The sequence below is a fragment of the Sphingopyxis sp. genome (assembly GCF_965279725.1).
In the GTDB taxonomy this organism is placed as follows: domain Bacteria; phylum Pseudomonadota; class Alphaproteobacteria; order Sphingomonadales; family Sphingomonadaceae; genus Sphingopyxis.
In genome coordinates, this window is the sequence record NZ_CBDIIL010000002.1 from 589,688 (window position 1) to 611,461 (window position 21,774).

The 21,774-nt window shown below is 57.3% G+C and carries 20 protein-coding genes, 1 tRNA gene and 1 pseudogene; 3 read left to right on the forward strand and 19 right to left on the reverse strand.

Annotation, left to right across the window (positions count from 1 at the left end; genetic code table 11):
- Positions 1 to 63: 63 nt before the first annotated feature.
- Positions 64 to 1,113 carry a DNA alkylation repair protein gene (locus tag ACQY6T_RS07355; RefSeq protein WP_428629922.1) on the forward strand — a complete coding sequence of 350 codons (1,050 nt, stop codon included), beginning with the start codon at positions 64 to 66 and terminating at the stop codon, positions 1,111 to 1,113.
- A 159-nt stretch (positions 1,114 to 1,272) separates the two neighbouring features.
- Here ACQY6T_RS07355 and ACQY6T_RS07360 read toward each other — a convergent pair whose 3' ends face one another.
- Positions 1,273 to 3,294, reverse strand: coding sequence for a transglycosylase domain-containing protein (locus ACQY6T_RS07360; RefSeq protein WP_428629924.1), 2,022 nt, complete (start codon positions 3,292 to 3,294; stop codon positions 1,273 to 1,275).
- Positions 3,295 to 4,079: 785 nt separating this feature from the next.
- Between ACQY6T_RS07360 and ACQY6T_RS07365 the strand changes: the two genes are divergently transcribed.
- Positions 4,080 to 4,358, forward strand: a complete 279-nt coding sequence (locus ACQY6T_RS07365) for a hypothetical protein (RefSeq protein WP_428629925.1) — start codon at positions 4,080 to 4,082, stop codon at positions 4,356 to 4,358.
- A gap of 229 nt (positions 4,359 to 4,587) precedes the next feature.
- On the opposite strand, the gene ACQY6T_RS07370 is transcribed toward ACQY6T_RS07365, so the two are convergent.
- The 9 genes and pseudogenes from ACQY6T_RS07370 to ACQY6T_RS07410 form a co-directional block, all read right to left on the reverse strand.
- Positions 4,588 to 4,935: a hypothetical protein gene (locus tag ACQY6T_RS07370; RefSeq protein ID WP_428629927.1), complete on the reverse strand. Its 348-nt coding sequence runs from the start codon at positions 4,933 to 4,935 to the stop codon at positions 4,588 to 4,590.
- A gap of 138 nt (positions 4,936 to 5,073) precedes the next feature.
- A complete protein-coding gene (locus ACQY6T_RS07375; RefSeq protein ID WP_428629929.1) occupies positions 5,074 to 5,421 on the reverse strand; it encodes a site-specific integrase in 348 nt (115 codons plus the stop codon).
- Positions 5,422 to 5,434: 13 nt separating this feature from the next.
- Positions 5,435 to 6,226: pseudogene (locus ACQY6T_RS07380) on the reverse strand (tyrosine-type recombinase/integrase); the annotation flags it as partial.
- 387 nt (positions 6,227 to 6,613) lie between these two features.
- Entirely contained in the window at positions 6,614 to 7,696 is a 1,083-nt protein-coding gene (locus ACQY6T_RS07385) for an AAA family ATPase (protein WP_428629931.1), read from the reverse strand.
- Positions 7,697 to 7,893: 197 nt separating this feature from the next.
- On the reverse strand, positions 7,894 to 8,220 hold the full coding sequence (locus ACQY6T_RS07390) for a hypothetical protein (protein ID WP_428629933.1): 327 nt from the start codon (positions 8,218 to 8,220) through the stop codon (positions 7,894 to 7,896).
- Positions 8,221 to 8,385: 165 nt separating this feature from the next.
- Positions 8,386 to 8,766, reverse strand: coding sequence for a hypothetical protein (locus tag ACQY6T_RS07395; protein ID WP_428629935.1), 381 nt, complete (start codon positions 8,764 to 8,766; stop codon positions 8,386 to 8,388).
- 82 nt (positions 8,767 to 8,848) lie between these two features.
- The gene (locus ACQY6T_RS07400; protein WP_428629937.1) at positions 8,849 to 9,244 is read right to left on the reverse strand and encodes a hypothetical protein; all 396 of its coding nucleotides are present in this window, start codon (positions 9,242 to 9,244) and stop codon (positions 8,849 to 8,851) included.
- Positions 9,245 to 9,316: 72 nt separating this feature from the next.
- The gene (locus ACQY6T_RS07405) at positions 9,317 to 9,946 is read right to left on the reverse strand and encodes a DUF4230 domain-containing protein (RefSeq protein WP_428629939.1); all 630 of its coding nucleotides are present in this window, start codon (positions 9,944 to 9,946) and stop codon (positions 9,317 to 9,319) included.
- Positions 9,943 to 10,530, reverse strand: a complete 588-nt coding sequence (locus ACQY6T_RS07410) for a hypothetical protein (RefSeq protein WP_428629940.1) — start codon at positions 10,528 to 10,530, stop codon at positions 9,943 to 9,945. The genes ACQY6T_RS07405 and ACQY6T_RS07410 overlap by 4 nt, the downstream gene beginning before the upstream one ends.
- Before the next feature lie 170 nt (positions 10,531 to 10,700).
- Between ACQY6T_RS07410 and ACQY6T_RS07415 the strand changes: the two genes are divergently transcribed.
- Positions 10,701 to 10,880, forward strand: a complete 180-nt coding sequence (locus tag ACQY6T_RS07415; protein WP_428630396.1) for a helix-turn-helix domain-containing protein — start codon at positions 10,701 to 10,703, stop codon at positions 10,878 to 10,880.
- Positions 10,881 to 10,993: 113 nt separating this feature from the next.
- On the opposite strand, the gene ACQY6T_RS07420 is transcribed toward ACQY6T_RS07415, so the two are convergent.
- From ACQY6T_RS07420 to ACQY6T_RS07460, 9 genes are all read right to left on the reverse strand, one after another.
- Complete coding sequence (locus ACQY6T_RS07420; protein ID WP_428629942.1) at positions 10,994 to 12,022, reverse strand: hypothetical protein; 1,029 nt, start codon at positions 12,020 to 12,022, stop codon at positions 10,994 to 10,996.
- On the reverse strand, positions 11,970 to 13,127 hold the full coding sequence (locus tag ACQY6T_RS07425) for a DUF3696 domain-containing protein (protein ID WP_428629944.1): 1,158 nt from the start codon (positions 13,125 to 13,127) through the stop codon (positions 11,970 to 11,972). Before ACQY6T_RS07425 ends, ACQY6T_RS07420 begins: the two co-directional genes overlap by 53 nt.
- A complete protein-coding gene (locus ACQY6T_RS07430) occupies positions 13,120 to 14,451 on the reverse strand; it encodes a DUF262 domain-containing protein (protein WP_428629946.1) in 1,332 nt (443 codons plus the stop codon). Before ACQY6T_RS07430 ends, ACQY6T_RS07425 begins: the two co-directional genes overlap by 8 nt.
- 108 nt (positions 14,452 to 14,559) lie before the next feature.
- Positions 14,560 to 15,342: an endonuclease/exonuclease/phosphatase family protein gene (locus ACQY6T_RS07435; protein ID WP_428629947.1), complete on the reverse strand. Its 783-nt coding sequence runs from the start codon at positions 15,340 to 15,342 to the stop codon at positions 14,560 to 14,562.
- 133 nt (positions 15,343 to 15,475) lie between these two features.
- Positions 15,476 to 15,817, reverse strand: coding sequence for a hypothetical protein (locus tag ACQY6T_RS07440; RefSeq protein ID WP_428629949.1), 342 nt, complete (start codon positions 15,815 to 15,817; stop codon positions 15,476 to 15,478).
- 22 nt (positions 15,818 to 15,839) lie between these two features.
- Positions 15,840 to 18,170 carry an EcoAI/FtnUII family type I restriction enzme subunit R gene (gene hsdR / locus ACQY6T_RS07445; RefSeq protein WP_428629951.1) on the reverse strand — a complete coding sequence of 777 codons (2,331 nt, stop codon included), beginning with the start codon at positions 18,168 to 18,170 and terminating at the stop codon, positions 15,840 to 15,842.
- Positions 18,167 to 20,023, reverse strand: coding sequence for a restriction endonuclease subunit S (locus ACQY6T_RS07450; RefSeq protein WP_428629953.1), 1,857 nt, complete (start codon positions 20,021 to 20,023; stop codon positions 18,167 to 18,169). The genes hsdR and ACQY6T_RS07450 overlap by 4 nt, the downstream gene beginning before the upstream one ends.
- Positions 20,020 to 21,471 carry an N-6 DNA methylase gene (locus ACQY6T_RS07455; protein WP_428629955.1) on the reverse strand — a complete coding sequence of 484 codons (1,452 nt, stop codon included), beginning with the start codon at positions 21,469 to 21,471 and terminating at the stop codon, positions 20,020 to 20,022. The genes ACQY6T_RS07450 and ACQY6T_RS07455 overlap by 4 nt, the downstream gene beginning before the upstream one ends.
- A 222-nt stretch (positions 21,472 to 21,693) precedes the next feature.
- Positions 21,694 to 21,769: transfer RNA gene (locus tag ACQY6T_RS07460), tRNA-Thr, on the reverse strand.
- Positions 21,770 to 21,774 lie beyond the last annotated feature (5 nt).

Genomic DNA, 21,774 nt, shown 5'->3' on the forward strand with positions numbered 1-21,774 from the left:
ACGCCGATTCCGGATAGCGCCGCCACCCCTGCCCTGCTGAAAGACATCCTTGGTCCGCAGGCGTTGACGACGATCGCCGACGCGGGCGCCGCGTCGTCACCGCGCTTTGATCGATCGGCATTTTTGCGCGCCGCCTCGGACGGGCTTGAGGCGCTGTCGATCATGGAGCGGGTGCGGCATATTGCCGATGCGCTGCATGTCGCGCTGCCCGCAGGTTATCCGGCGGCACTGGACATCCTTCAGCCGATGGCATCGCAACTGACGCATGGCTTTCAGGCAGTCGCGGTGACCGAATATGTCGCACGCTTCGGGCTGGACGATTTTGACCGGTCGATGGACGCCCTCGCTACGCTGACGCGCTTTGGCACCGCCGAGTTCGCGGTCCGCCCCTTTCTGGCGCACGCGCCCGATCGCGCCCTGGCCAAGATGTCGGAGTGGGCCGGGAGCGACGACGAGCATGTCCGCCGCCTGGCGAGCGAAGGCTGTCGGCCGCGACTGCCGTGGGCGGCGCGCGTCCCCGCACTGAAGGCCGATCTGACCCTGGCGGCGCCGATCCTCGAAGCGCTGAAGGCTGACCCTAGCCTCTATGTTCGCAAATCGGTTGCCAATCATCTGAACGATATTGCCAAGGATCGCCCCGACTGGCTGCTAGGTCGTCTGGCCCAATGGTCGCAGGACGATAGCAGAACGGCGTGGATCGTCCGCCATGCGCTACGCACCTTGATAAAGCAGGGCGATCCGCGCGCGCTGGCCCTGATCGGCGTTGCGCATGGCGCCGACGTTGCGGTGCGCGGTTTCGCCATCGAACCGCCGACCGTGTGCCTCGGCGAACGGATCGCGATCGCCGCCGACATAGCGTCGGGCTCCACCGGCGATCAGCGGCTGGTCGTCGATTATCGTATCCATTACGCCCGCGCTGGCGGCAAAACCGCGGCGAAGGTGTTCAAATGGAAGACGTTCGATCTTGCTGCGGGCGAGACCGTCGCCCTTCGCATTAGCCAGACGATCCGCGATTTCAGTACCCGCCGTCATCATCCGGGTCGCCACGACGTCGAGATCATCGTCAACGGCATAACGATGGCGACCGGCGGCTTTGAATTGCTGGCGGACTGATCGCGTCTTACGCGATGTTCGATAAAATTCTTGTTTCCCGCGAAGGCGGGGATCCATCATCGGTCGGTTCCAACTGGCGCGGCCCGGTGACGGGCTCCCGCCTGCGCGGGAGCACAGCGCTGTTCTTGTAGCGGTGGCCGACCGGGCTCGCTCAGTATCTCAAGGAGGCGCGGGCGCAGGCTCCGGCGGCGCCTCATTTGTGATCGGCACCCGCAAATCGATCCGGCTGCCGTTGATTTCGGTCGAGATCACCGCGTTGCCGCCTTCGATACCGACGCTGCTCTTGTCGCCGATCGGGATCGCGTCGATGTCGGGAACGTCCTGCGGTTCGACCGGCCCGCGCGGGTTGGCCGGTCGCGGCGGTGCCTTTTCCCGGCCCGATGCCTGAGTCATGAAATCGCGCCAGATCCGGGCTGGCAACCCGCCGCCCGAAACACCCTGTAGCGGCGAATTATCATCGTTGCCGATCCACACCCCGACGACAAGACCGTTGGCGTAACCCACGAACAACGCGTCGCGATTGTCCTGGCTGGTTCCGGTCTTGCCGAAATTCGCCTGCGGCAGCCGTGCGGCGCGGCCGGTGCCGCGATTGACCGCGGCGCGCAGCATCTGTTCGATCGCGTCATGCACGCCGGACCCGAAGCGGCTCGGCCCCGAGATGAAGTTTTCGAACCAACCCTTTTCCTCTCCCTGAAAGGCGTGAGGGACGACCGGGTAGCTGTTCGCGGCCACCGCCGCATAGGCCGCAGTCAGTTCGAGCAACGTCATGCTCGACGTCCCGAGCGCGAGGCTGGGGTCGCCTTTGGTCATCGGCGCGGTGACGCCCAGGTCGCGCGCCATGTCGATGACCTTGTCGTCGCCCACTTCGCGCAGTAACCGCACCGCCGCGACATTGCTCGACGTCGCGAACGCATCCTCCAGCGTGATCGTTTTCGAATAGGCGCCGCCCGAATTTTTGGGGCGATAGGAACCGGTTTCGATCGGCTGGTTGTCGATCACGTCATCCGGTTCCCACCCCGCCCGCAGCGCAGCAAGATAGACGAACAATTTGAAGGTCGAGCCCGGCTGGCGCCGCGCCTGCGTGACCCGGTTGAACGGCGATGCCGCATAATCGCGGCCGCCGACCATCGCCACGACCTCGCCATTGGGGCGCATCGCGACCAGCGCGAGCTGCGCCTTGCCGACCCCCGCGCGATTTGTCACCCGCCGCGCCACCGCCTGTAACCGGGCGTCGAGCGTCGTCTTGATCGTCTGACGCGAATAGCCGACATCGCTCAGCTTGCGGGCCTCGGGCAGCGCCCAGTCGGCGAAATAGGTCCCCGTCGGCAAGGTATTGCGCGAGCGCACGTCAATGCGCGGAGCGCGAAGCCCCTTGGCCTCGGCGGCGCTGATATAGCCCTCGTCGGCCATCGCATTCACCACCAGCTTCATGCGTTTCGCCGCAAGGTCAGGATTTTTGGTCGGGGCGAGGCGCGACGGCGCTTGCACCAGCCCCGCGAGCATCGCCGCCTGCGCCGGGGTCAGCTTTTCGGGCTGGCGATAGAAATAGTGCAGCGACGCGGCGCGCAGGCCATAGGTATTGTCACCGAAATAAGCGTTGGACAGATAGCGTTCGAGAATTTCGTCCTTCGACAGCCAGGCTTCGAGCCAAAACGCGATCAGCGCCTCGCGCGCCTTGCGGCCGAGGGTGCGTTTCGGGGTCAGGAAGGTGAATTTGGCCAGTTGCTGGGTGATCGTGCTGCCGCCCTGCGTCGCGCCGCCGGTGACATTGCTCCATACGGCGCGCGCGATGCTGCGCGGATCGACCCCCCAATGGCTGTAAAAGCGCCGGTCCTCGATCGCCAGAAACGCGCCGGTGACATGTTTGGGCAGCGCGCTCGCCTTCACTGGCGCATCGACGATCGCCCCCGACCGCGCGATCGGTGTCCCGTCGGATGCGAGCAGGGTGATTTGCGGCGGCACGATCGGCTCGAGCGATTTCGACAGGGGGGCGGTCAGTGCGAGCCATCCGACCAGCAGGATGAAGAGAATACAGAAGATCGCAAAGCCGCGCGACAGGCGCCGCAGCCATTTGCGCCGCCGCGATTCGGCGACAACAGCTATTGGCCCGCCCAAAACAGGCGCGCCCGGCGGCGCCACGGGCGCTGGATCGGGGGTGTCGGGTTTGCGAAACCAGGTCATGCTTATCCGCCGTATTATAGCCGCAACACAGCATAAGCAAATGGCTTGTGCAGCGGGCAGCGGGGGCCATGCGGCGGTGGGATGCAGAAGGTCGGGGAAATCGTGGTGCCGCTTACAGGACTCGAACCTGTGACCCCATCATTACGAACACAAATCAGTGGCGCGCGCAGCCTTAGAAAAACCTGGGGTTCCGGCCGGAAAAGGCCTGCCGTTTTTGAGGCACCCAACCGATTCCTAAACGCAGGCGAGTTCCGGATTCGGCGCTTTCCTTTCGGACGCACTTTGGCTCAATCAGCTTCGCAAAAGTGACCCGATGCGGACCCGTTTGAAACGTAATGGAAAATAGAGCCCTATCGTGCAAATCACCACGACACGGCCCTTTTACTGGGCGCGGAGACACGGATGCCAGATGAAGCGCACGAACAAGAGGGTGGGCATACGAGCATGGATGGAGATCGGTCAGCCGAAAAAACGACAGCCGATCGTCAAACGGCGACGAGTGTCCCGCGCACGCGCGCTCCCCGCGTGGCATTGAAGGTTTGGCAGACGCGGCAGTGGGCGCAAATGCGGCATGCCTTGGCCCAACAGCAACGCATCGTCTGTTTTGACGCTGAGTGGGAATACCAGCCTCCCCAATCGCGTGACGGAACTGGGCATTGCGACTTGGTGCGACGGGGTGATTACGGTTCAAAACATCCGGGTCAGAGGTTCAGGACGTCCATTCCGGAATGGGCCAAACAATTCGCATGGCTGATGATGCCGCAAAGGCTTGGCTGCGCAATATAATGGCAAGCGCAGACCTGTTGGTGGGCCACGCGCTTCAGAACGACCGATTGAAAATGAAGCAATGGGGCTGTCCATTGCCCAGCGTGCAAATCTTGCCCGTCGTCGACACGGGCGCTTGGGCTCGGATCATAAACACGGAGAGCGGCAATCCACGCCGCCTTGTGCATCTGGCGGCTGAGTTCGGCATCGAGCGCAAAGGCCTGCATGTCGCGGGGATGGACGCGCTAGTCACGTTGAAAGTCGCACTCGCGATGGCTGCTACCGACCCGATCGAGTAACCTATGAAATTATCGCGTTTAACGACGGTGATGAAATTGATCCTTGTGGGCGCGCGTTAGCCTAGCGCGCGGAGAGCGGCGTAGGGTCGCGATGAAGGTGCGGTGCGTTGGGGTTGTCCGAGCGGCCGTGCGCTTGTGCAAAAGGGAAATTTGGAAACGTCCGAGCGGCGGGATCGTCACCCCCGTTCCCATGCCGGTGCGAACAGCAGCGAAACGGGGGCGTTAAGAGCTATTCGAAAAGACTGAAACTGCCGTCCTGATTGCGACGCCAGTGGCCGCTGGTCGGATCATAGCCTATCCCATGTTCCAGCATTTTGGCGACGTGATAGCGATTAAAACCGAAATGAACCGCAATGCCGATGATCTCCTTTTTCGTGACTTTGCCTTCGGCGATGCAGGCGGCGATTAGCGTGTTGACCTGATCGTTCTTGTTGGTGCTCAGCGCGATGTTGCGAAGAAGAGCGCTCAAACGATCGAACATGGCAGCAGTTTCTGATTTCGAGGCAGCTAGCGCCGGGCGAATTTTGATGTTTGCGGCCGACGCCCTTTTGGGGGCAGCCGAGAAATTCGTGCTCATAATGTTATCTTTCGTAGTGCCGGTCGATACCAGCGACAGATGTGTTTTCCGACGACATCGCGCCGAAAAAAATGGGCCGAAGCCCTTTCCCCATCCACGCACCAGCCGTTGGGCCAGCACATGGATGGGGGGTAGGAGTTAGATGTGCATTTGTTTTGCACCCGCCTCGACCGCCGCCATCAGCGTTTCGTTGGCGAGATGGCTATACCGCATGGTCGATTGGTGATCGGCATGGCCCAGGATACAACCGACGGCATAAAGGTCGATCCCTGCGTTGATCATGAACGACGCAGCGGAATGGCGCAGGTCATGGATATGCAAATCGGCCAACCCGGCCGCGTCCCGTGCCGTATCCCATGGCCGCTTCAAGTCGGCATAGGGCTTCCGCTTGGCGGGATTGGGCAGCAGCCACGGACATCCGTCCCACCTCGGCAACGCTTCGATGATGTCGATCGCAGCTTGCGACAGAGGCACGTAGCGCGGCACCCCGGTCTTTTGTCGTCGGGATGTGCCAAGATTTCCGTTCGAGGTCTATGTGCTGCCATTGCGCCGTCAAAAGTTCGGTCTTCCGTGCGCCGGTCAGCAGCAGCAAGCTGATGATATTCTTCAGCTGCGGATTGCGGGATTTTTCCGCTTCGGCCAGCAGCCGTTTTGCTTCCGCCGCCGACAGGTACTTGGTACGAGCGTTCTTGAAGCGTCGGCGCGGGACATTGCGAACCGGGTTCGGATCGGCGCCCGCAATGTTCCACTGTCTGCCGAGCTCGAACGATCGGCTGAAGATGACGCGGATCTTCTCGATGGTCGCGGGTGCCAATCCTTCGGCGATCTTGTCCGCAAACCATTTAGAGATCGCCTGCGTCGTTATCTCGTGCAGCCGGTATTTTCCCCACCGAGGGATGAGATGGATTCGCAACACCGATTCAGTGTTGCTGGGGCAGCGTTGGTAGGTCTTCGCGTGATCTAGGTGCTGCGCCGCTAAATCCGCATAGGTCGGAATGCTTTTCACCTCTTTCTTCTTCGCGGCCGGGTCGCCGCCCAGGGTGACTTGCGACAGCCGCTGCTTGGCGACCTTTCTGGCTTGGTCGAAGGTGATGTCGCCGAAGCGGGCGATCTTAGTCGTCTGCAGCTTGCCGTGAACGTCGGAATAGATGAAGTAATAAGTCGCGCCGCCGGAGCTTCGCACTTCAAATGCGAACCCCGTGGTTACGGTGTCGCGATAGACGGTCTTGCCTTTGCCGGGTTCGCACCGAGCGTTGAGGCAGAAGCTGTTGTCGAGTTTTACGACTGGCATATGATTTTGTCCTTGCGAATGGCGATCGCCGGGCGCGTTAAGAGCGCCGCAGGGTCGCGGTGAGGGGTGAGGTGGCCAGACGGCCGAGTTTGTGCTGTGGCCTTTGGGAAATTGGCCGTGTGGGAAGCGCCGAAGGCGAGGTGGGCGCCGCGCCGCCGAGATGTCGCAGATCGTCGTGATGATGATGATCGTTGACGCACAGGCGCCGGTATCGTGAATGCAACCTCGGATTGATCCAGATACAGGCTAAACCGAATGCTGCTCGGCGGGCGAACGTGGTCGATGCTCGTCAGCTAAGTCGAAGGAAGGGTTAGCAATTCGATGGCGCTTGCCCAGCGTGGCGGCAAGCGGCACACACGCGGAAAGCTGAGAGCTGAATTCTGCCGTTCACCCCGTCCACCCCGGCGAGGACAGCGTGGCAGTGAGGTTGTCGATCGGCCGGATCAACTCGAACACGTGAATGCCGCGAGCACGCACCACATAACGCCAGAAGTGTTTGTCGGTGTCCTCCCCGACATACTTCTCGAGCAGCTTAAGGACGCGGCGCTTAGAGACTTTATCGTGGTCCGCGACGCTACGGACAATTTCCATTTTCCCGCGCTCACCGCCATGCTGGATCGATAAGGCCAACGCCTGGAGAATTTCATTGTCTTGCGTTTTATAGTCGAGGACGTCGTCGGCTCCGCCGTCATAGCCGTCGGTTTCGTGGACAGACGTCAGGCGCTCTATGTAGGAGAGTTCGGGTTCCGGCGAGTAGGCGTACGTAAGCTTGTCGGGCACGTTCCCGCGCCGTTTCTTATTTGTCAGTTGGACAAGGCGCTTTCCGTCCCGGCCGTCTTGGACGTCGATTACATAAGCGCAGTCCAAGTCATCGATGATGTCGCTGACGCCAGCGAACACATTCTTGCCGTTCGCGTCGGTATGCTTGTTGGTGTGCGCAAGACATAGCAGCGTTCCGCCTGCGAGCACGAACCGGCGAATGACTTCGGTGAAGCCGCTGGTTTCGCTTTTGCTCATCGGCTGTGTGAATTTCTTGAAGGTGTCGAGGATCAGAAACTTGCCCCGAGCGGTGCCCTCCAAAATCATCTCTTCGATTGCCGCCGTCAGCAGGCGTGCCTTAAAGCCCTGATAGCCTTCGGCCACGATGTGGACGCCATATTCATCCAGGACGCGGACCTTGTCGGCGACGCCTTGGGTCGTGTCGTCAGCATCCACATAGAAGACATCGCTGCCAGCTATGCGTTCGGCCTCGATGGCTTCGATCAGCATGGCCAATGTGATCAGAGTTTTACCTGCGTTAGGCGGTGCGCATAACACCGTCCCCTGCCCGGTCAGGCAGAATGAGCCGAGTAACGGCTTCTGTTCGATGGCCATCTCTTCGAGTTTGGCGGCTTGCCCCTTCAGCGTAAATTTGAGCAGGGGATTTTTCTTTTTGAGGGATGGTGCCGGTTTGGCACTGGGATCGCTCATACATATCTCCATCAGAATTAAGTCTGACCGCGTCGCCATGTCGGCGTAGAGATGTCTTCACCCGCAAAGTTCGGACTTGGTCAGAGCCACCGCGAGCAACGCAAAAGCCGCCGCCGACCGGGGGAGACCGGTCGACGACGGGGCAGTTTTTCAGAAATCAGCTTTTCGGCCCTGCGCCGCGCGGCGTGCACACGGCATCAGTCATATTTGGACCACGGCTTAGCAATCAGATTGTAAACCCCGGCCTTGTCGACCGACCAAAGGCACAATGTTGGATTTTTACCTTCGAAATGATCGAGAACAAACTCGATGATTTCCCATTCGTAAGGGCAATTTCGATAATCCAGGAAACCCCGAATGTTATTCTTGTCTCGGTTTCCGCGACCGATCAGGGCGGCCAATACGACGGGAAGTGAGCCAAATTCAATCTGGCTCAAGTCCATCATTATGTCGGGTTCAAATTCCATAGCACCCGATGCGGCAGCCAAGCGCTCCCGCACGTAATCGATGTGGTCTTTATGCATGTATAACACCTATAAATTCGAGTCTGTTGCTCGAAGTCAAACGATCAAGGATCGGTTCGCGCTGGGGGCTAATGCCGTAGGTGTTGTCAAAAGTAGAGGTCGCCGAAGCGAGCCGATAGACAGCGCGCGAACCAAGATAGGTGTGGCACACGAGGTTTCAAGACCTCAAGCATAACACCTGCACATTTCCAGAATCTCAGTTTGTTTGCGCCCGTCATCCTCGATGAAAAGTACATAGGCAAAGGCGCTGCCGAACGTGAAAATCAACTCGTACCAGCCCTCGTGCTTGCCGAGCCAATCCCAGCGAGGGCGAAAGCCAGGTTTTCCAAACCGGACGTTGTCCATCGGTTCAATCAGCGGTGACAGCCCAATGTGTCGGATGATGTCGGCTTCGGTGTCGCCCCGCTGGACGACGAGATATTCGGTGAAATCGATCAGGTCTTCGGTTAGCGCCCCAATGCGTTCGGCAAGAAGGCGACTAAGGTTTGTCTCCAGGTCGAGGGTCAGCGCGTACGCGAAACCGGCGCGATCGTAAAAATGCAGCATGGTAGAATTCCCTTCGGGCAAAGAAAAAGCGCCCGAGGGATCATGCCTGGACGCTTGCGGTTGTTGGCGATGGTGGTTGGGGTCAGGCGTGGTCGCGGACCAGCCCAAGCAAGGCTGGGTCTGTGCCCGGCCGATCGGGAACGAGCAGCACGATGCCGAAGCCGTCGTCGCTGACGATGGTCACCGCTTCGAACCAAGCGCCGTGGCACTCCACATATTCAAAATTGGAGGTGAAGCCGGGCTCGCCATACTTGCTGCCGTCCACAAGGTTTTTGGCGAGCGGCACCCCCATCACCCCCTCGACCGCTGCAATCGTGTCGTTCGGTTCGGCTACGATGAAATGAGCGAGCTCGCCCAGATCGTACCCGTCATGTTCGAGCAACTGGTCGCGCCGCAGCGCCAGCAGCTGCAATAGATCGGCGTCAAGCGGTGACGCCAGCGCTCGGGCCATATCGGCCGTGCTGCGAATTGAAATCATGTCTAATCTCCTTGAATGCAAAAAGGCCCCGAGATTTCTCCCGAGGCCGTTGGTTGATGATGATATTCTGGTTTAGTCGAAGGTCGCCGCAACCTTCACGTCGGGCAGGCCCGCGATGCGCAGCGGGATGGCGAAGTAACTTTCGACGTTGGTCCGGGCCAGCCGCTTTGCCGCGTTGAGCAAGCCCGGTTGTTGCGCTTGAGCGATCATTGCACGCCGCGCATTTTTGTAGTTTGCCTTCCGAAGCGCCTCGACCTGTTCGTCCGAGAAAGTCAGGACGCCGCCGTTGATAGTCGTGGCGTTTTCAGGCTGGAACGCGATTTCCCCGAGCGTGACCTTGGGCAGCTTCACCGTCACCAGCTTCGCCTTCTCATCGTACCGAACGTCGGCAAGGCTGAGATCGGACAGGTCGAGATGGTAGGTCACGACCGCAGGCACGATCAGTTCCTGCTCCCCGCCAAAGAGCCAGAGAACGGTGTGACCGGCCTGTACCTTGGCGGTGCCCTTGTACGTGAAGACCAGCAGTTTGCTTTCCTCCCGCAGGCTTTCGACAGTGGTCACGAGGACTTTGGTGGTGTCCACGGTGAAGAGCCCGGTGTGTTTGACCTCGCCGTCCAGCAGTTGCTTCGGCGCGGCGACATAACCGACGCCAAGGGCGACGACGTGGGTTGCGGCGAGAAGCCCGATCGTCCGGCCATTCATTTCAGCTTGAACAACAACGGCGGCGCACCGTCGGAATCTAACGGCCACTTCGCGGCCTTATCCAGCTTCGCGCTGAACCCTTCGTCGAAGGAGACTTTGAGACGCCAGACTGCCGGATCGAAAGAAGTGCGATCGACCTTCCACACCGAGGTTAGCTTGGCGCTGATATTCGGATTCAGGTCACCTGAGCTTTGCAGATCGTCGTTCAGAGCCGCTTCAAGCACGGCGGCCTGCCTGTCTTCCGCATAGCCTTGGTCGGTGCCGTCAATCAGTTCGACGCCGGGGAAGTCGGGGCGCATGAGAGGTTTCTTGCTCAAATTCTTTACGGTGTAACGGACCACGACAAAGGTCTCGCCCGGCGCCGCTTCATCGCCAAAACCCTTCGGACCGATCAACTCCTTCTGCTCGACGGAAATCACCGTAACTTCCATGTCCGACGCAGCGCCTGATTTTCCGTAGGCAATGGGCGGCGTATCCTTGATCGCCGCTGCCGCAGCAGATTTGTCCTCAGAATCTGCGACAGGGTCTGTTCCGCATCCTGAAAGTAACGCGGCGATTACGACGACTTTGAAGAGATGGTTCATTGCTTGCTCCTCTTGGTGATGCCCGATCTTGGGCGTGATGAGGCCATCACCGACGGTTCACGTTACCGACGGCATTGGCCAAGGCTAGTAAAAATGAGATTCATCGTCCGTGGTCCAATCGACAACATTCTGGCCCACCCTGGAAGATGGACGTTAGGCAACGATTGGCTGTGAACATGAAGCGGCTGCGCAAAGAGCGCGGTTGGTCGCAGGAAGCTCTCGCCGATGAGGCAGGGCTTGATCGCACCTACATTAGCGGAATTGAGCGCAACGTGAAAAACCCAACGATCGCGGTGGTTGATCGGGTTGCGGTAGCGCTCGAGTGTCGATTAGGCGATTTGCTCGACTAACAGGAGGCAGTTGGCCTAGGTGTCTGTCCCGTATTATGCCGAATGAACGCCGCTGCTGAGGAAAAAGATGTCGTCGATGACCTGTGCCCAGACGAAAGTCTTTTTAAAATAGTTTAATTGAATTTCCAAGTTGGCAAATGAGTACCGATATATCCTATTTCAATAGTTCTATCAGCTTCGTTTATCAACAGATGTATCCTCGTTCCCCTTCCGATGTTCGCGTGAAGCTCATATGTAACAATGGGGCCTGCGGATGATCTGAATCGCCGAGCGGCACCATAGTTCTGCATTGTTAAATCCGATTCTGGCTTGATCTCAATGTCAGAAAAGTCCGGCAGCTGTGTAGCCGTGTCTTGCCACCCCCGCGCGATACCATCCAGCTTCGCGAGGCGCTTGAATGCGAGTTGCAGATATTCTGTAGGAAATTCCGAAATTTGCTTCGGTATGTCTTGGCCCCAAAGAAGGGCTGGGAAAGCTTGCGCGCGGAGCACGTTGAAATTCTGTTGGGTGAGGTTCGCTAGCACGGCATCATGTCTCCGACCAACGATCGCATCCACATGAGCTAAGCGGCTGGCATGATCAATTTCTACTTGCGAACCTTGGCACATAACAGCGGCCCGATCGAAATCCCAAAATGGAAAATCGAGGCTTAGCAAAGTTCCCCCTGTAACCGCGCACTGCATTGCGTCACAGTCTGCCGCGCAAATCGCTTCATAGAGCATTTCGAATCCGGCCGCTGGGGCATCTGGCGTCAGTCGCAAGATTGCCTCAACGGTTTCATCATCCAGCATGTCGGCGGCAGGCGCGTGCTGTAAAAGGGCATCAAAGAAAACCGCTAGATCATACGTTTCTGCGCTGCTGTAAAATTCATACGCATAGTCGCCAAGCGAGAGTTCTTCGCCTTGGTCCCCCCTCGCCAGTATCAAATCCCACGCGTGTTGCGGCAGCTTTAACGGTCGTGCAGGCCCTCCCAATTGCGAATCCAGCTCCGCAATCGTTTGAAGCAATGTCGCGGTTAGGGATCTCCCTTCCGCCAGTTCTGTTTCGTCTGGACGAAGTGACGAGGCGTTCAATACGTACTGTGACATATTAACTGCGTTTTGGGCGAATGAGCTGGGCCGCATTTTTGCGGTGCTGGTCAAAAAACCCCTCAGGCCATTCCGACAATCTACCATCATCGTCGATGACGGGACTTCTTCGAACGGACCGACCATTTTCCTGAGAGAGATAATGGATTACGGCATCTAAACGACTGAGAACGCCAGCCTGAACTGCAAGCCTCACTCCGTCGAGAACGTGGTCGCTATGTGTCTCAATGATAACCTGCACTCCGGCAGCGGCTGCGCGAGCGCAAAGGTCGCCCATCATAGTTTGGCCCCGCGGATGAAGGTGCGCTTCCGGGTTCTCTATAACTACCAGTCCGCCTTTCGGTGCTGAGAGGAGCGAAACCAAAACTGGGAGAACGTAACTCAAACCAAATCCAACGTTAGTAGGGCGGTATTCGGGGGATCTTAGCGCGCCTTCTCGGCCAAATGTAAATGAGCCCATCGCTATATCTGCCTCTGGGACACCCCTGATGGATAACTGGACGCCGGGACTAATCTCTTCAAGCCATGCCTCAACTTGATCTCGCAGCCGGTCGCCTTGCGCACGAGCATTGCGTCTCGCATCACCACTTGCCAGAATTGTCGTCACGCCGTGTCTTAAAAGACCGTCGAACACATGTTCTCCATGTTTTCCGACATCCAATAGCCTTGCGTGATTATCGCCAAGCGTCAGCGCTTTTCGCGGGCCGAGCCTCTCGGCATTCAAATAGTTAAACCCGCCCACCTTTGTGTGGATTACAGAGGCACCATTGAAAAGTCCGCACGCATCCTGCGAAAATTCATCAAATCGTTCTCTGACCTCATCAAAATTTGCCCAAGAGGCTTCACCGGTTTCGGTGTTAACCATCCACGCCAAAGATAATTTTGACGATTCTAAATTTACCTCAATAAAGATCAGATCCTCTTCAGCGTCTGTGAACAAAATATCGCTGGCTCGGCCAATATCTACCAACTCTCCTGAAAGGCTGACGATGGGATCTATAAAAGTTTCCTTCATCAATACTTGACGAAGGATCAAAAGAGCCTGGACAACACTACTTTTTCCGGCACCATTTATACCGGACAGAACTGTCAAAGCCCCAAGTGAAAACGTTTCATCCTCAAAGCATTTAAAATTGCCAAGACGGAGGCTCTTAAGCATTTTTAACTTCTTCCGATTCCAGAGCAGAAACTATGACTTCTTCAATCGCACCAAATCTTTTGTGAACCCGCTGCACAGTACCGGTTGATGAAGAAATGGAAACTTCGAAGAACCTGTCGTCTCGCATCGTTTCAATGAATTTATCGATCAGAAGTGCTCTTTGCGAGATAAGCTTTTCCCGCTCTGCATCGGTCAACTCCGCTAAACTTACACTCCAAGATTCGAACAAAGCCTTACTTACCGGCTTCCGGTCTGCGTTAATATCGTATCGCTTCCGAAACGCGTCTTTGTCAAAAATTTGATAAGCAGTCTGCATCGCGACTTTAAATTGAGTGCCGATGGCTGCGAGGTCTGCGGCGGGCAACGCATTGAGCTGGCGCATCGCCTCACTAAGATATGCGTCGAGATCATTGCGATCATACGCTTTCCAGCCATTTGTGTAGAACGCTGCAAACCTTAGGACACATTCTTGTGCGTCCATGCGGTCATCACTCACGCGACCGTCAGTCGCACTTATAAATTCTGGTGTTGCCACCATTTCAGCAAGAAACTCCCTGACTTGGCCCTTGTACAAAGCGTTTCGAATTTCCTGCCCCGTAAGTGGTAGGCCGCCGGTATTTAGGCGACGGAAGATATTTATCATCACCTCGTCCGGCGTTCCGGGCTGGATGATGTTAATCAGAAGAGAGGTTTCTTCGATGCGCCGTTGCATAGGACGCGGCAACTTTGAAAACGTCATACCGTCGAGTTGCTCTAAATATTCAAGCCCCGACAGAGGGAAGGCGTCTGACATGAAATCGTGTATGGTGGTCAGTCGCTGCAAGCCGTCCACCACTGCCCAGAGATCGTCTTCGGTGGCTGAGACATAAAAAACTGGGAGCGGGATTCTCAGTAAAATTGACTCGATCAATTGCCCCTTTTTATGCAGTTTCCAAAGCCGAGCTCGCCGTTGAAATGCGGGTGCAAGGTCAATTTCGCCGTGGTTGATACGGCGCACAAGAAGGTCGATCGTTCTTGGCTCGGTAGTGACGCGAATTTTGCTCGGATCAAACGGGTGGGTCAGATCCAAATCTTCGTCAACCGACTCCTCTTCTACGCCATGGGCATCGACAAGCGCGCGCTGCTCAGCATCACTTAAGTTCAAATCAGACAAAATTTCCCCCTTTCTATCGTTTGTACCGCTCGCCACGGTCGCAGCAAAGAGAAATTCGTTGCGGATAGAGCACAGCTTTGTGAGCGAGCCAGAAAGCGGTACGCGAAACCGTCTGTGCGTTCGCTTGGCAGGATCGCGGACGTGCTTCGGATTGAGCCATACATCCTTCATATGAAAGGCTGACGAACTTTGGGCTGAGAGCGTTTCATATAAGATACCGCTATTCCCGCGCGAACGGGCAGTGGCACGATCGCGGCGATACTACCCGCGTGTTAAGCCTCAATCCCGAATGTCGGCGATGACGGGCAGATGGTCACTCAATTTGCCGATCACGTCCGCGATTGCTCCAACGCCACAAGATCGAAGTCTTGATGAAAGTGTTTCGGTCAAAAAGATGTAATCGAGTTGATTAGCGACGATGGCGCTGCGCGCTCCCTTAAACGTCGGAGTCAGCGCTCCTTGCGAGAAGCGTAGTGCATCTGTTAAGCCGAGAGCGTTCAATCGCGTCAGGTATTCCAGGTTGCCGCGCGGCTTCCGCCCCCAGTCAAAACTCTCGCAAAGATTGAGGTCGCCCGCGACGACGAGCCATTCGGCGGCGGATGGCGGCCGTTCTTTCAACGCCGCATGCAGAAGATCAGCGACCCACAAATCCGCATTGAGTTCGAGTTTAACGCCGTCACTTTCTTCTGAGGCCCAAATCGCCCGGTCTATGGGCCAAGCAGGACTGTAAACAGCAATCAGATCGATAGGCGGGATCCCCGGGATTTGAACTGTCATTTGGGAAAGATTGCCGGCGAACCGGTCGAGCAGCGTCGCGATCCAAGGCACGCCAGAGGTTAGTGGTCGTGCCTGGGAAATCCCGCCTCTCACCAACACGATAGTCGAAAAGCGCTGTCCTCTTCCGTCTTTGGTGATCGGTCTCACAGTCTCGACGGCGAAAGTCGAAGTGATAGCTTCGGGCAATCCCGAAACTTCCTGCAAAATGGCGACATCGGGGGCAAGTGCGAGCAGGTAATTCCACACGCCGCTGGTTGCAGTGGCCCTCCGGCAGTTCCATGACACAATTCGCAAAGTCAAACTCTCTGCTAGTAAACGCAATCTTTTGTGGGTCGTAGATCGTGATAATCGGTCAACGGCATTCGTCTTTCGTCAGCACCCAGAGGCGATGCTGGCCGAGCAAGCCTCGAAGAGACCCTCAACTTTTTTTCTTTATGCCTGCTAGCGACGATCGGGCCTTTGCAAGCCTCGTCATGGATTTGAGTTCACTTGCGGGCAAGACGTCGCCAGGCTTCAGCATAGGAAGCAATCGCACATCCAGTTTGGTAATGACCACTGGCTTGCTCGCTTCTAGGCTCGTAGCAAGCGCTTGCTCATTTTGACGCTTTCTTCGTTGGTATGCTTTGCGTTCGGTGGCAGTCATCGTGCGCAATTTGTACGCTTCCATCATTTTTGATGAGAAACGAGATGATTTTCCTGCGGCCTTTTTAACATCGCCACGTCCGACCGTGGAGCCGCCCAGATAACTCCCTTTACCCATGGAATTCCTCATTGTGTTAGAATTAGGCCTCGTAGAGGCCTTTCTGAAATCCGGTGAAGGTTGAACGGATATCCGCAACGCTTCCTAGTTCCCGCACCGCGTCCGACGGCGAGCCATATTTCAGGTCGAGCAAATCGGGCAGCTTATCGGTGCCAAGCTCCTCTTCGCCCTCGGCCACATACTGCGACAGCACAAAATCGAGGAACGCCTGCTGCTTGGCGTCATAGCGTGACAGGATGCTCGTGCGGTGCGCGGCCGCACGTTCGGCGCGCTTGATCGGTGCTTTAGTATGGGCGATGTAGTTGAGCACGTCGAACAGGTCGCAATCGTCGGCGTCGATCATTTTTCTAACCGAGGCCAATGCCTCGCCATCAAAGCCGCGTTCGGCCAATCCGGCGACCAATGCCGCACGGGTGTCCGGCTGCCCCCAGATGCGGCGGAGATCGTCTTCATCGCGGAACAATTCTGGCAGCTTGCCGAACAGGTTCTGAACAAATTGCGCGGCGGAAATCGGCTTACCCGACGCGTCCCAAAACGTTGTCGCGCTCATATGTTGGAACGTGCGTTCCTTGCCGTCGGCTAGCCTGATCACGAGTTTAGCTTGGAGCCAAGGCGGCTCATCCGGCCCGTGCGACGGCGGCTCATCGGGCGGTGGCGGTTCGTCACCCTTTTTTCTTGGTTCGCCCGATGTCGGCGGCTCCATCGGCTCGCCATCCCATTCAGGGTCATTAAACAACTCATAAGCCTTCACGAAATCGTAGATCGTGAAATAATCTTTGCCGTCGAACAGCCGTGTGCCGCGTCCAATGATCTGCTTGAACTCAATCATGTTGGTTACCGGCCGCATCAGCACGATGTTGCGGATGTTGCGCGCATCGACGCCGGTGGACAGCTTTTGCGACGTGGTCAGTATCGTCGGCACCGTCTTGTCGTTGTCCTGAAAGACGCGTAGCCATTGCTCGCCCATCGCGCCGTCATTGGCGGTGACGCGGACGCAGTAATTGGGGTCGGTGCTCGTCTTGGCCTGATTGATCAGGTCGCGGACAGTCGCGGCGTGTTTCTGTGTTGCACAAAAAACCAGCGTCTTTTCGCGCTGGTTGATCCGCTCCATGAAGATTTTGACGCGGTATCGCTCGCGTGCCTCCATCTCGATGATGCGGTTGAAGTCACCCTCGGTATAGCGTTTGCCCTCGGCAATCTCGCCCGCCTCGACCACGTCATCGGGGGTATATACATAGTCGTCGATCGTCGTTCCCAGTTCGACCACCTTAAACGGGGTCAGATACCCGTCATTGATCCCCTCTTTCAACGAATAGGTGTAAACCGGCTCGCCGAAATAGGCATAAGTATCGACATTGTCCTTGCGCTTGGGGGTGGCGGTCAGGCCGATCTGGACGGCTGCCTTGAAATAGTCGAGAATCCCACGCCATTCGCTGCCATCCTTGGCCCCTGCGCGGTGGCATTCGTCAATCATGATGCAATCGAAGAAGTTGGGCGGATAGTCCTGATAGTTGAAGGCCGGTTCCTCTTCGGTTCCTCCGTCGGACAGCACCGACTGGAAAATTGTGAAGAAAATACTGCCATTCTTTGGCACGCGACCCTTCTTGCGAATCTCAGCCGGAGTAATCCGCACCAGCGCATCAGGATCGAAGGCGGAAAAGCTATTGTAAGCCTGATCGGCTAGGATGTTGCGGTCGGCCAGGAACAGGATGCGCGGGCGGCGTGTCGGTACCGTCCCCGCCTTCCAGTCACTCAGGTTCCACCGCGCCTGAAACAGCTTCCACGCGATCTGGAAAGCGACGGCGGTCTTACCGGTGCCGGTGGCGAGGGTCAGCAGCACTCGGTCCTTGCCCGCCGCGACAGCTGCCAGCGTCTTTTCGATGGCGTTATATTGGTAATAGCGCGGATCGAACTTCCCGCCGGTTTCATAGGGCACGGCGGCAAAGCGATCACGCCAGTCGTTCGCCTCGGAGAAGGTGGCATCCCAAAGCTCTTGCGGCGTTGGCCAAAGGTCCACCAGTCCTTCCCGGCCGGTCGCCATATCGATGCGATAGATCGCCGCGCCATTGGTGGCATAGGCAAAGCGAGTTTGCAGGCGTTCGGCATAGTCCTTGGCCTGTCCCACACCTTCGCCCACGTCCTTTGTCGCCGCCTTGGCTTCGACGCTGGCGAGTTTGGTGTTGCGATAGACCAGCACATAGTCTGCCGCCTTGGCTGTGCTGCGCTTACCAGACCCAGTTAACCGGCCGGGAGCGATGACTTCCCGCCGCGTCTTGCTGCCGTCCACCACGCCCCAGCCAGCGGCAGCGAGCGCGGGGTCGATCAGTTCGGCGCGGGTTTCGGCTTCGTTCAAATCAGCTTCACCTGTCCACCAACATATTTTGCCCGACCGTCCGGCTCCATGCCTTTGGCTTTGATTGTGCGGATGGCTTCACGGAATTTATGTTCGGGGATTTTCAGCTTTGCCGAATGCCAGTCGTCTCGAGCAGCCTTGACGATAGTATCATCGGTGATGGCGACATCATCGCGGATCAAATTATTCCATGCCGCGTGGACAGTGGCGAAGACCTCGGCATCGAGCGATACCATCGGCACGATAGGATCAATTGCCTTTTCAAGCGCCGTCGCAACACGTTCGGTTGCTGCAACGGTATCCGCCCATAAGGCGTCATAATTGGCGAGTTTCTTGAAATCATAGCCGTTGCCGCTGGCGCGCGGCACAAATTTGAAAAAGCCTTGTGCTTCTGCCCATTCTTCGGCGCAGAGCATGTGCGGGAAGTCGTTCGGCCCCGCCGCGTCTTTCATTGGCTGACGCCCAAGGTCGATGCCGCCGATGCTTTCGACCAGATGGAGGGATTTCTGAGCTTTAACGCGACCATAGGTCTGCTGTTGCCCCTGCATTTGGTGGCGGCGATATGCAAAGGCGATAATTTGCGCTGTGCCTTGCGGCTTGGCGAAATTGTCATTGGCGACTGACGTGTTTTGCGTCGCAACCGCTACCGTCAGTTCGCCGGTGAAGGCGCGGTGCAGGAGAGATTGCTTGAGAGCGGCAAGCTGCAGCAGCCTGCTCTCATAACTGCGAGCCAACCCTTCGCAGCTTTCCTTTGCCATCTTCGTTCTGCGTACAATTTCATCCTGTTTCGCGCGGTCGGGTAATACGAAACGGAAATCGGCAATCTGCTTACCACTGATGTGGGGCACTCCAAGGCCCGTCTGGATTCCCAGCACATATTCAATGAAAGCCGCAGAGGCGATTTGCAGGGCGATGTATTCCGACGATGTAGTCTTCTTGGTCCGCAGCCGGGCAACTCGCTGGACGAGCAAACTTGGTACATCCTCAGGGCCAACTACGGCAAATTTTAATCCAGCTTTGACCCAAGTGCGGTCCATCGCAAGAAGCACGTCATCTACTGCAAGGCTGTAGTCGGCGTATTCAGCGGCTTTGTCGCCGGGCCACCGTTTGACATCATCCCAGCGAAAGCGGCCCTGTACGATGTTGTCGCCCCGCACGAGACGAATGCTATCGGCTTGGGTTGTGTAGCCGTTGCTCTTGAAGGCGAAACCTACTTTGATGTTGGCTGCGTCACCGAGCGAGGTTTCTTCACCGTCCGCATCCGCAAGCGTCTCGCGCAGGAGTGCCTCGAATAGCTCCCTCGCATTGGCGAGGTTTTTTTCGGCGTTGGCGGTTGCGGTGGTGATGGCGGCGAAGGCCTCATCCAGCACCGCCACAATCCGCCGCTGTTCTTCGAGGGATGGTAACGTGATTTCTAGAGATTCAATGAACTCTTGTGGAACACGTTTATGTCCCACCGCCCCAGTCATGACCTTCGCGCCGGTTTGGCGCACCTCTTCGCGTTCGAGGAAATAATAAAGATATTCAGGAAGTATTTCGTGGCTTGGTCGAATTACTATAAACTCGCTTGATCCAAACCCCACGCCATTGGTCAGCCCTCGTGCAACGCCTAACTTGCCGTTCTCGAAGCAGGGCGTGATCTTCGCGAGTAGAACGTCGCCGTCCGCGAAATAGGTGTAGGAACCTATCACCTCGGACAGAGAGCGTTGCTCGTGTGGAACCAGATTCATTTTGTGGATGCCCAACGCATTCATCGGGACGAATGAGACGGGGTCGGTTTCCGACAGATTGACCTTTGCAAGCCGCTTCGCAGGCTTGAACTCACAGACTGCGCCGAGTGTGGCTGACCTCACAGCAATTCCCTCACCCGCGTCAGAATTGCCGCACTCTCGGCATCCAGCGTGGCGATCTCGTCCAGTATCAACTGCGGGCTGCGCAGCGGTTCGGCTTCGGGAGCATTGGGGTTGCGCACGGTCAGGTCGCAGGTGGCGGGGTCAATCGCATCCGCCGCCACGCTCCAGCTGTTCGGCCCATCGGCGAAGCCGGCCTGCTTCTCGATAAAGTCCGCCATGTCGGCATCGTTGAGCGCGCTGGTCTTGCCCATCGTGCGGCCCGGATCGAGCCGGTAATACCAGATCTTCCGGGTCGGCTCGCCCTTTTCGAAGAACAGCACCACGGTTTTCACGCCCGCGCCTTGGAAGGTGCCGCCTGGCATATCCAGCACGGTGTGCAGTTGGCATGATTCCAGCAGTTCGCGCCGCAGCGCCACGCTGGCGTTGTCGGTGTTGGACAGGAAGGTATTCTTGATCACGACGGCGGCAGCCCCGCCCGCGCGCAACGACTTGATGAAATGTTGCAGGAACAGATAGGCGGTTTCGCCCGTCTTGATCGGGAAATTCTGCTGAATTTCCGGGCGCTCCTTGCCGCCGAACGGCGGGTTGGCAAGGATCACATCATAGCGGTCCTTTTCCTGAGTATCGTTGATATTCTCACCCAGCGTATTGGTGTGCAGGATGTTGGGGGCCTCTATGCCGTGCAGGATCATGTTCATGATCGCGATCACATAAGCGAGGCTCTTTTTCTCCTTGCCGTAAAAGGTGCGGCGCTGAAGCGTGTCATTGTCACCGGTCGATTTGGCGAGGGGCTTGAGATAGTCATAAGCTTCGCACAGGAACCCCGCCGATCCCACCGCGCCGTCATATATCTTTTCCCCAATTCGGGGCTTCACCACCTTGATCATCGCGCGGATCAGCGGGCGAGGGGTGTAATATTCGCCGCCATTGCGCCCGGCATTGCCCATATTCTTGATCTTGGCTTCGTAAAGATGGCTCAGCTCATGCTTCTGATCCTGCGAGCGGAACGATAGCTGATCGATCAGCTCCAGCGCGTCGCGGAGGGAATATCCGCTGCCGAACCGGTTTTTGATCTCGCCGAAAATCTCGCCGATCTTGTACTCGATTGTATCGGGCGCAGGCGCACGCTGTTTGAAACCTTGCAGATAGGGGAACAGGGTCTTGTCGACATAGTCGACCAGGTCCGGCCCGGTCAGCGCGGCGTTGTGATCGAATTTGCCCGCCGCATCCTTGGGTGCAGCCCACACGCTCCAGCGATGATCGGCGTCGATGATCGGCGCATAGGGCTGGCCGCGCAGTTCCGCCTCAATCTCGCGATCACCCTCCAACTCGTCGAGATATTTGAGGAACAATATCCAGCTGGTTTGCTCGGTATAATCGAGCTCCGTCGTACACCCCGCCTCTTTGCGCAGGACGTCGTCGATATTCTTGAAGGTCTGTTCAAACATGCTCAGGGGTTAGCCTGAAACCAGCGCTGGCCGCAACAGCATCGGCGCGCCGACTGGGATCAAAGCTATTTCCGCTCGGTTGAAGCACTTAGCTGTAGTTTATAGGGGTATAGCGTGGGTCGAGCCCATTTCCCTGCCCAAAGCGTCCCAAGCTGGACCCATTTGGTTTCCCACGTGGAAGGCCTTCCGGCCGTATGTCTCGCATTTGCCTTGTGGAAGGGATGGTGCCGCTTACAGGACTCGAACCTGTGACCCCATCATTACGAATGATGTGCTCTACCAACTGAGCTAAAGCGGCAACGA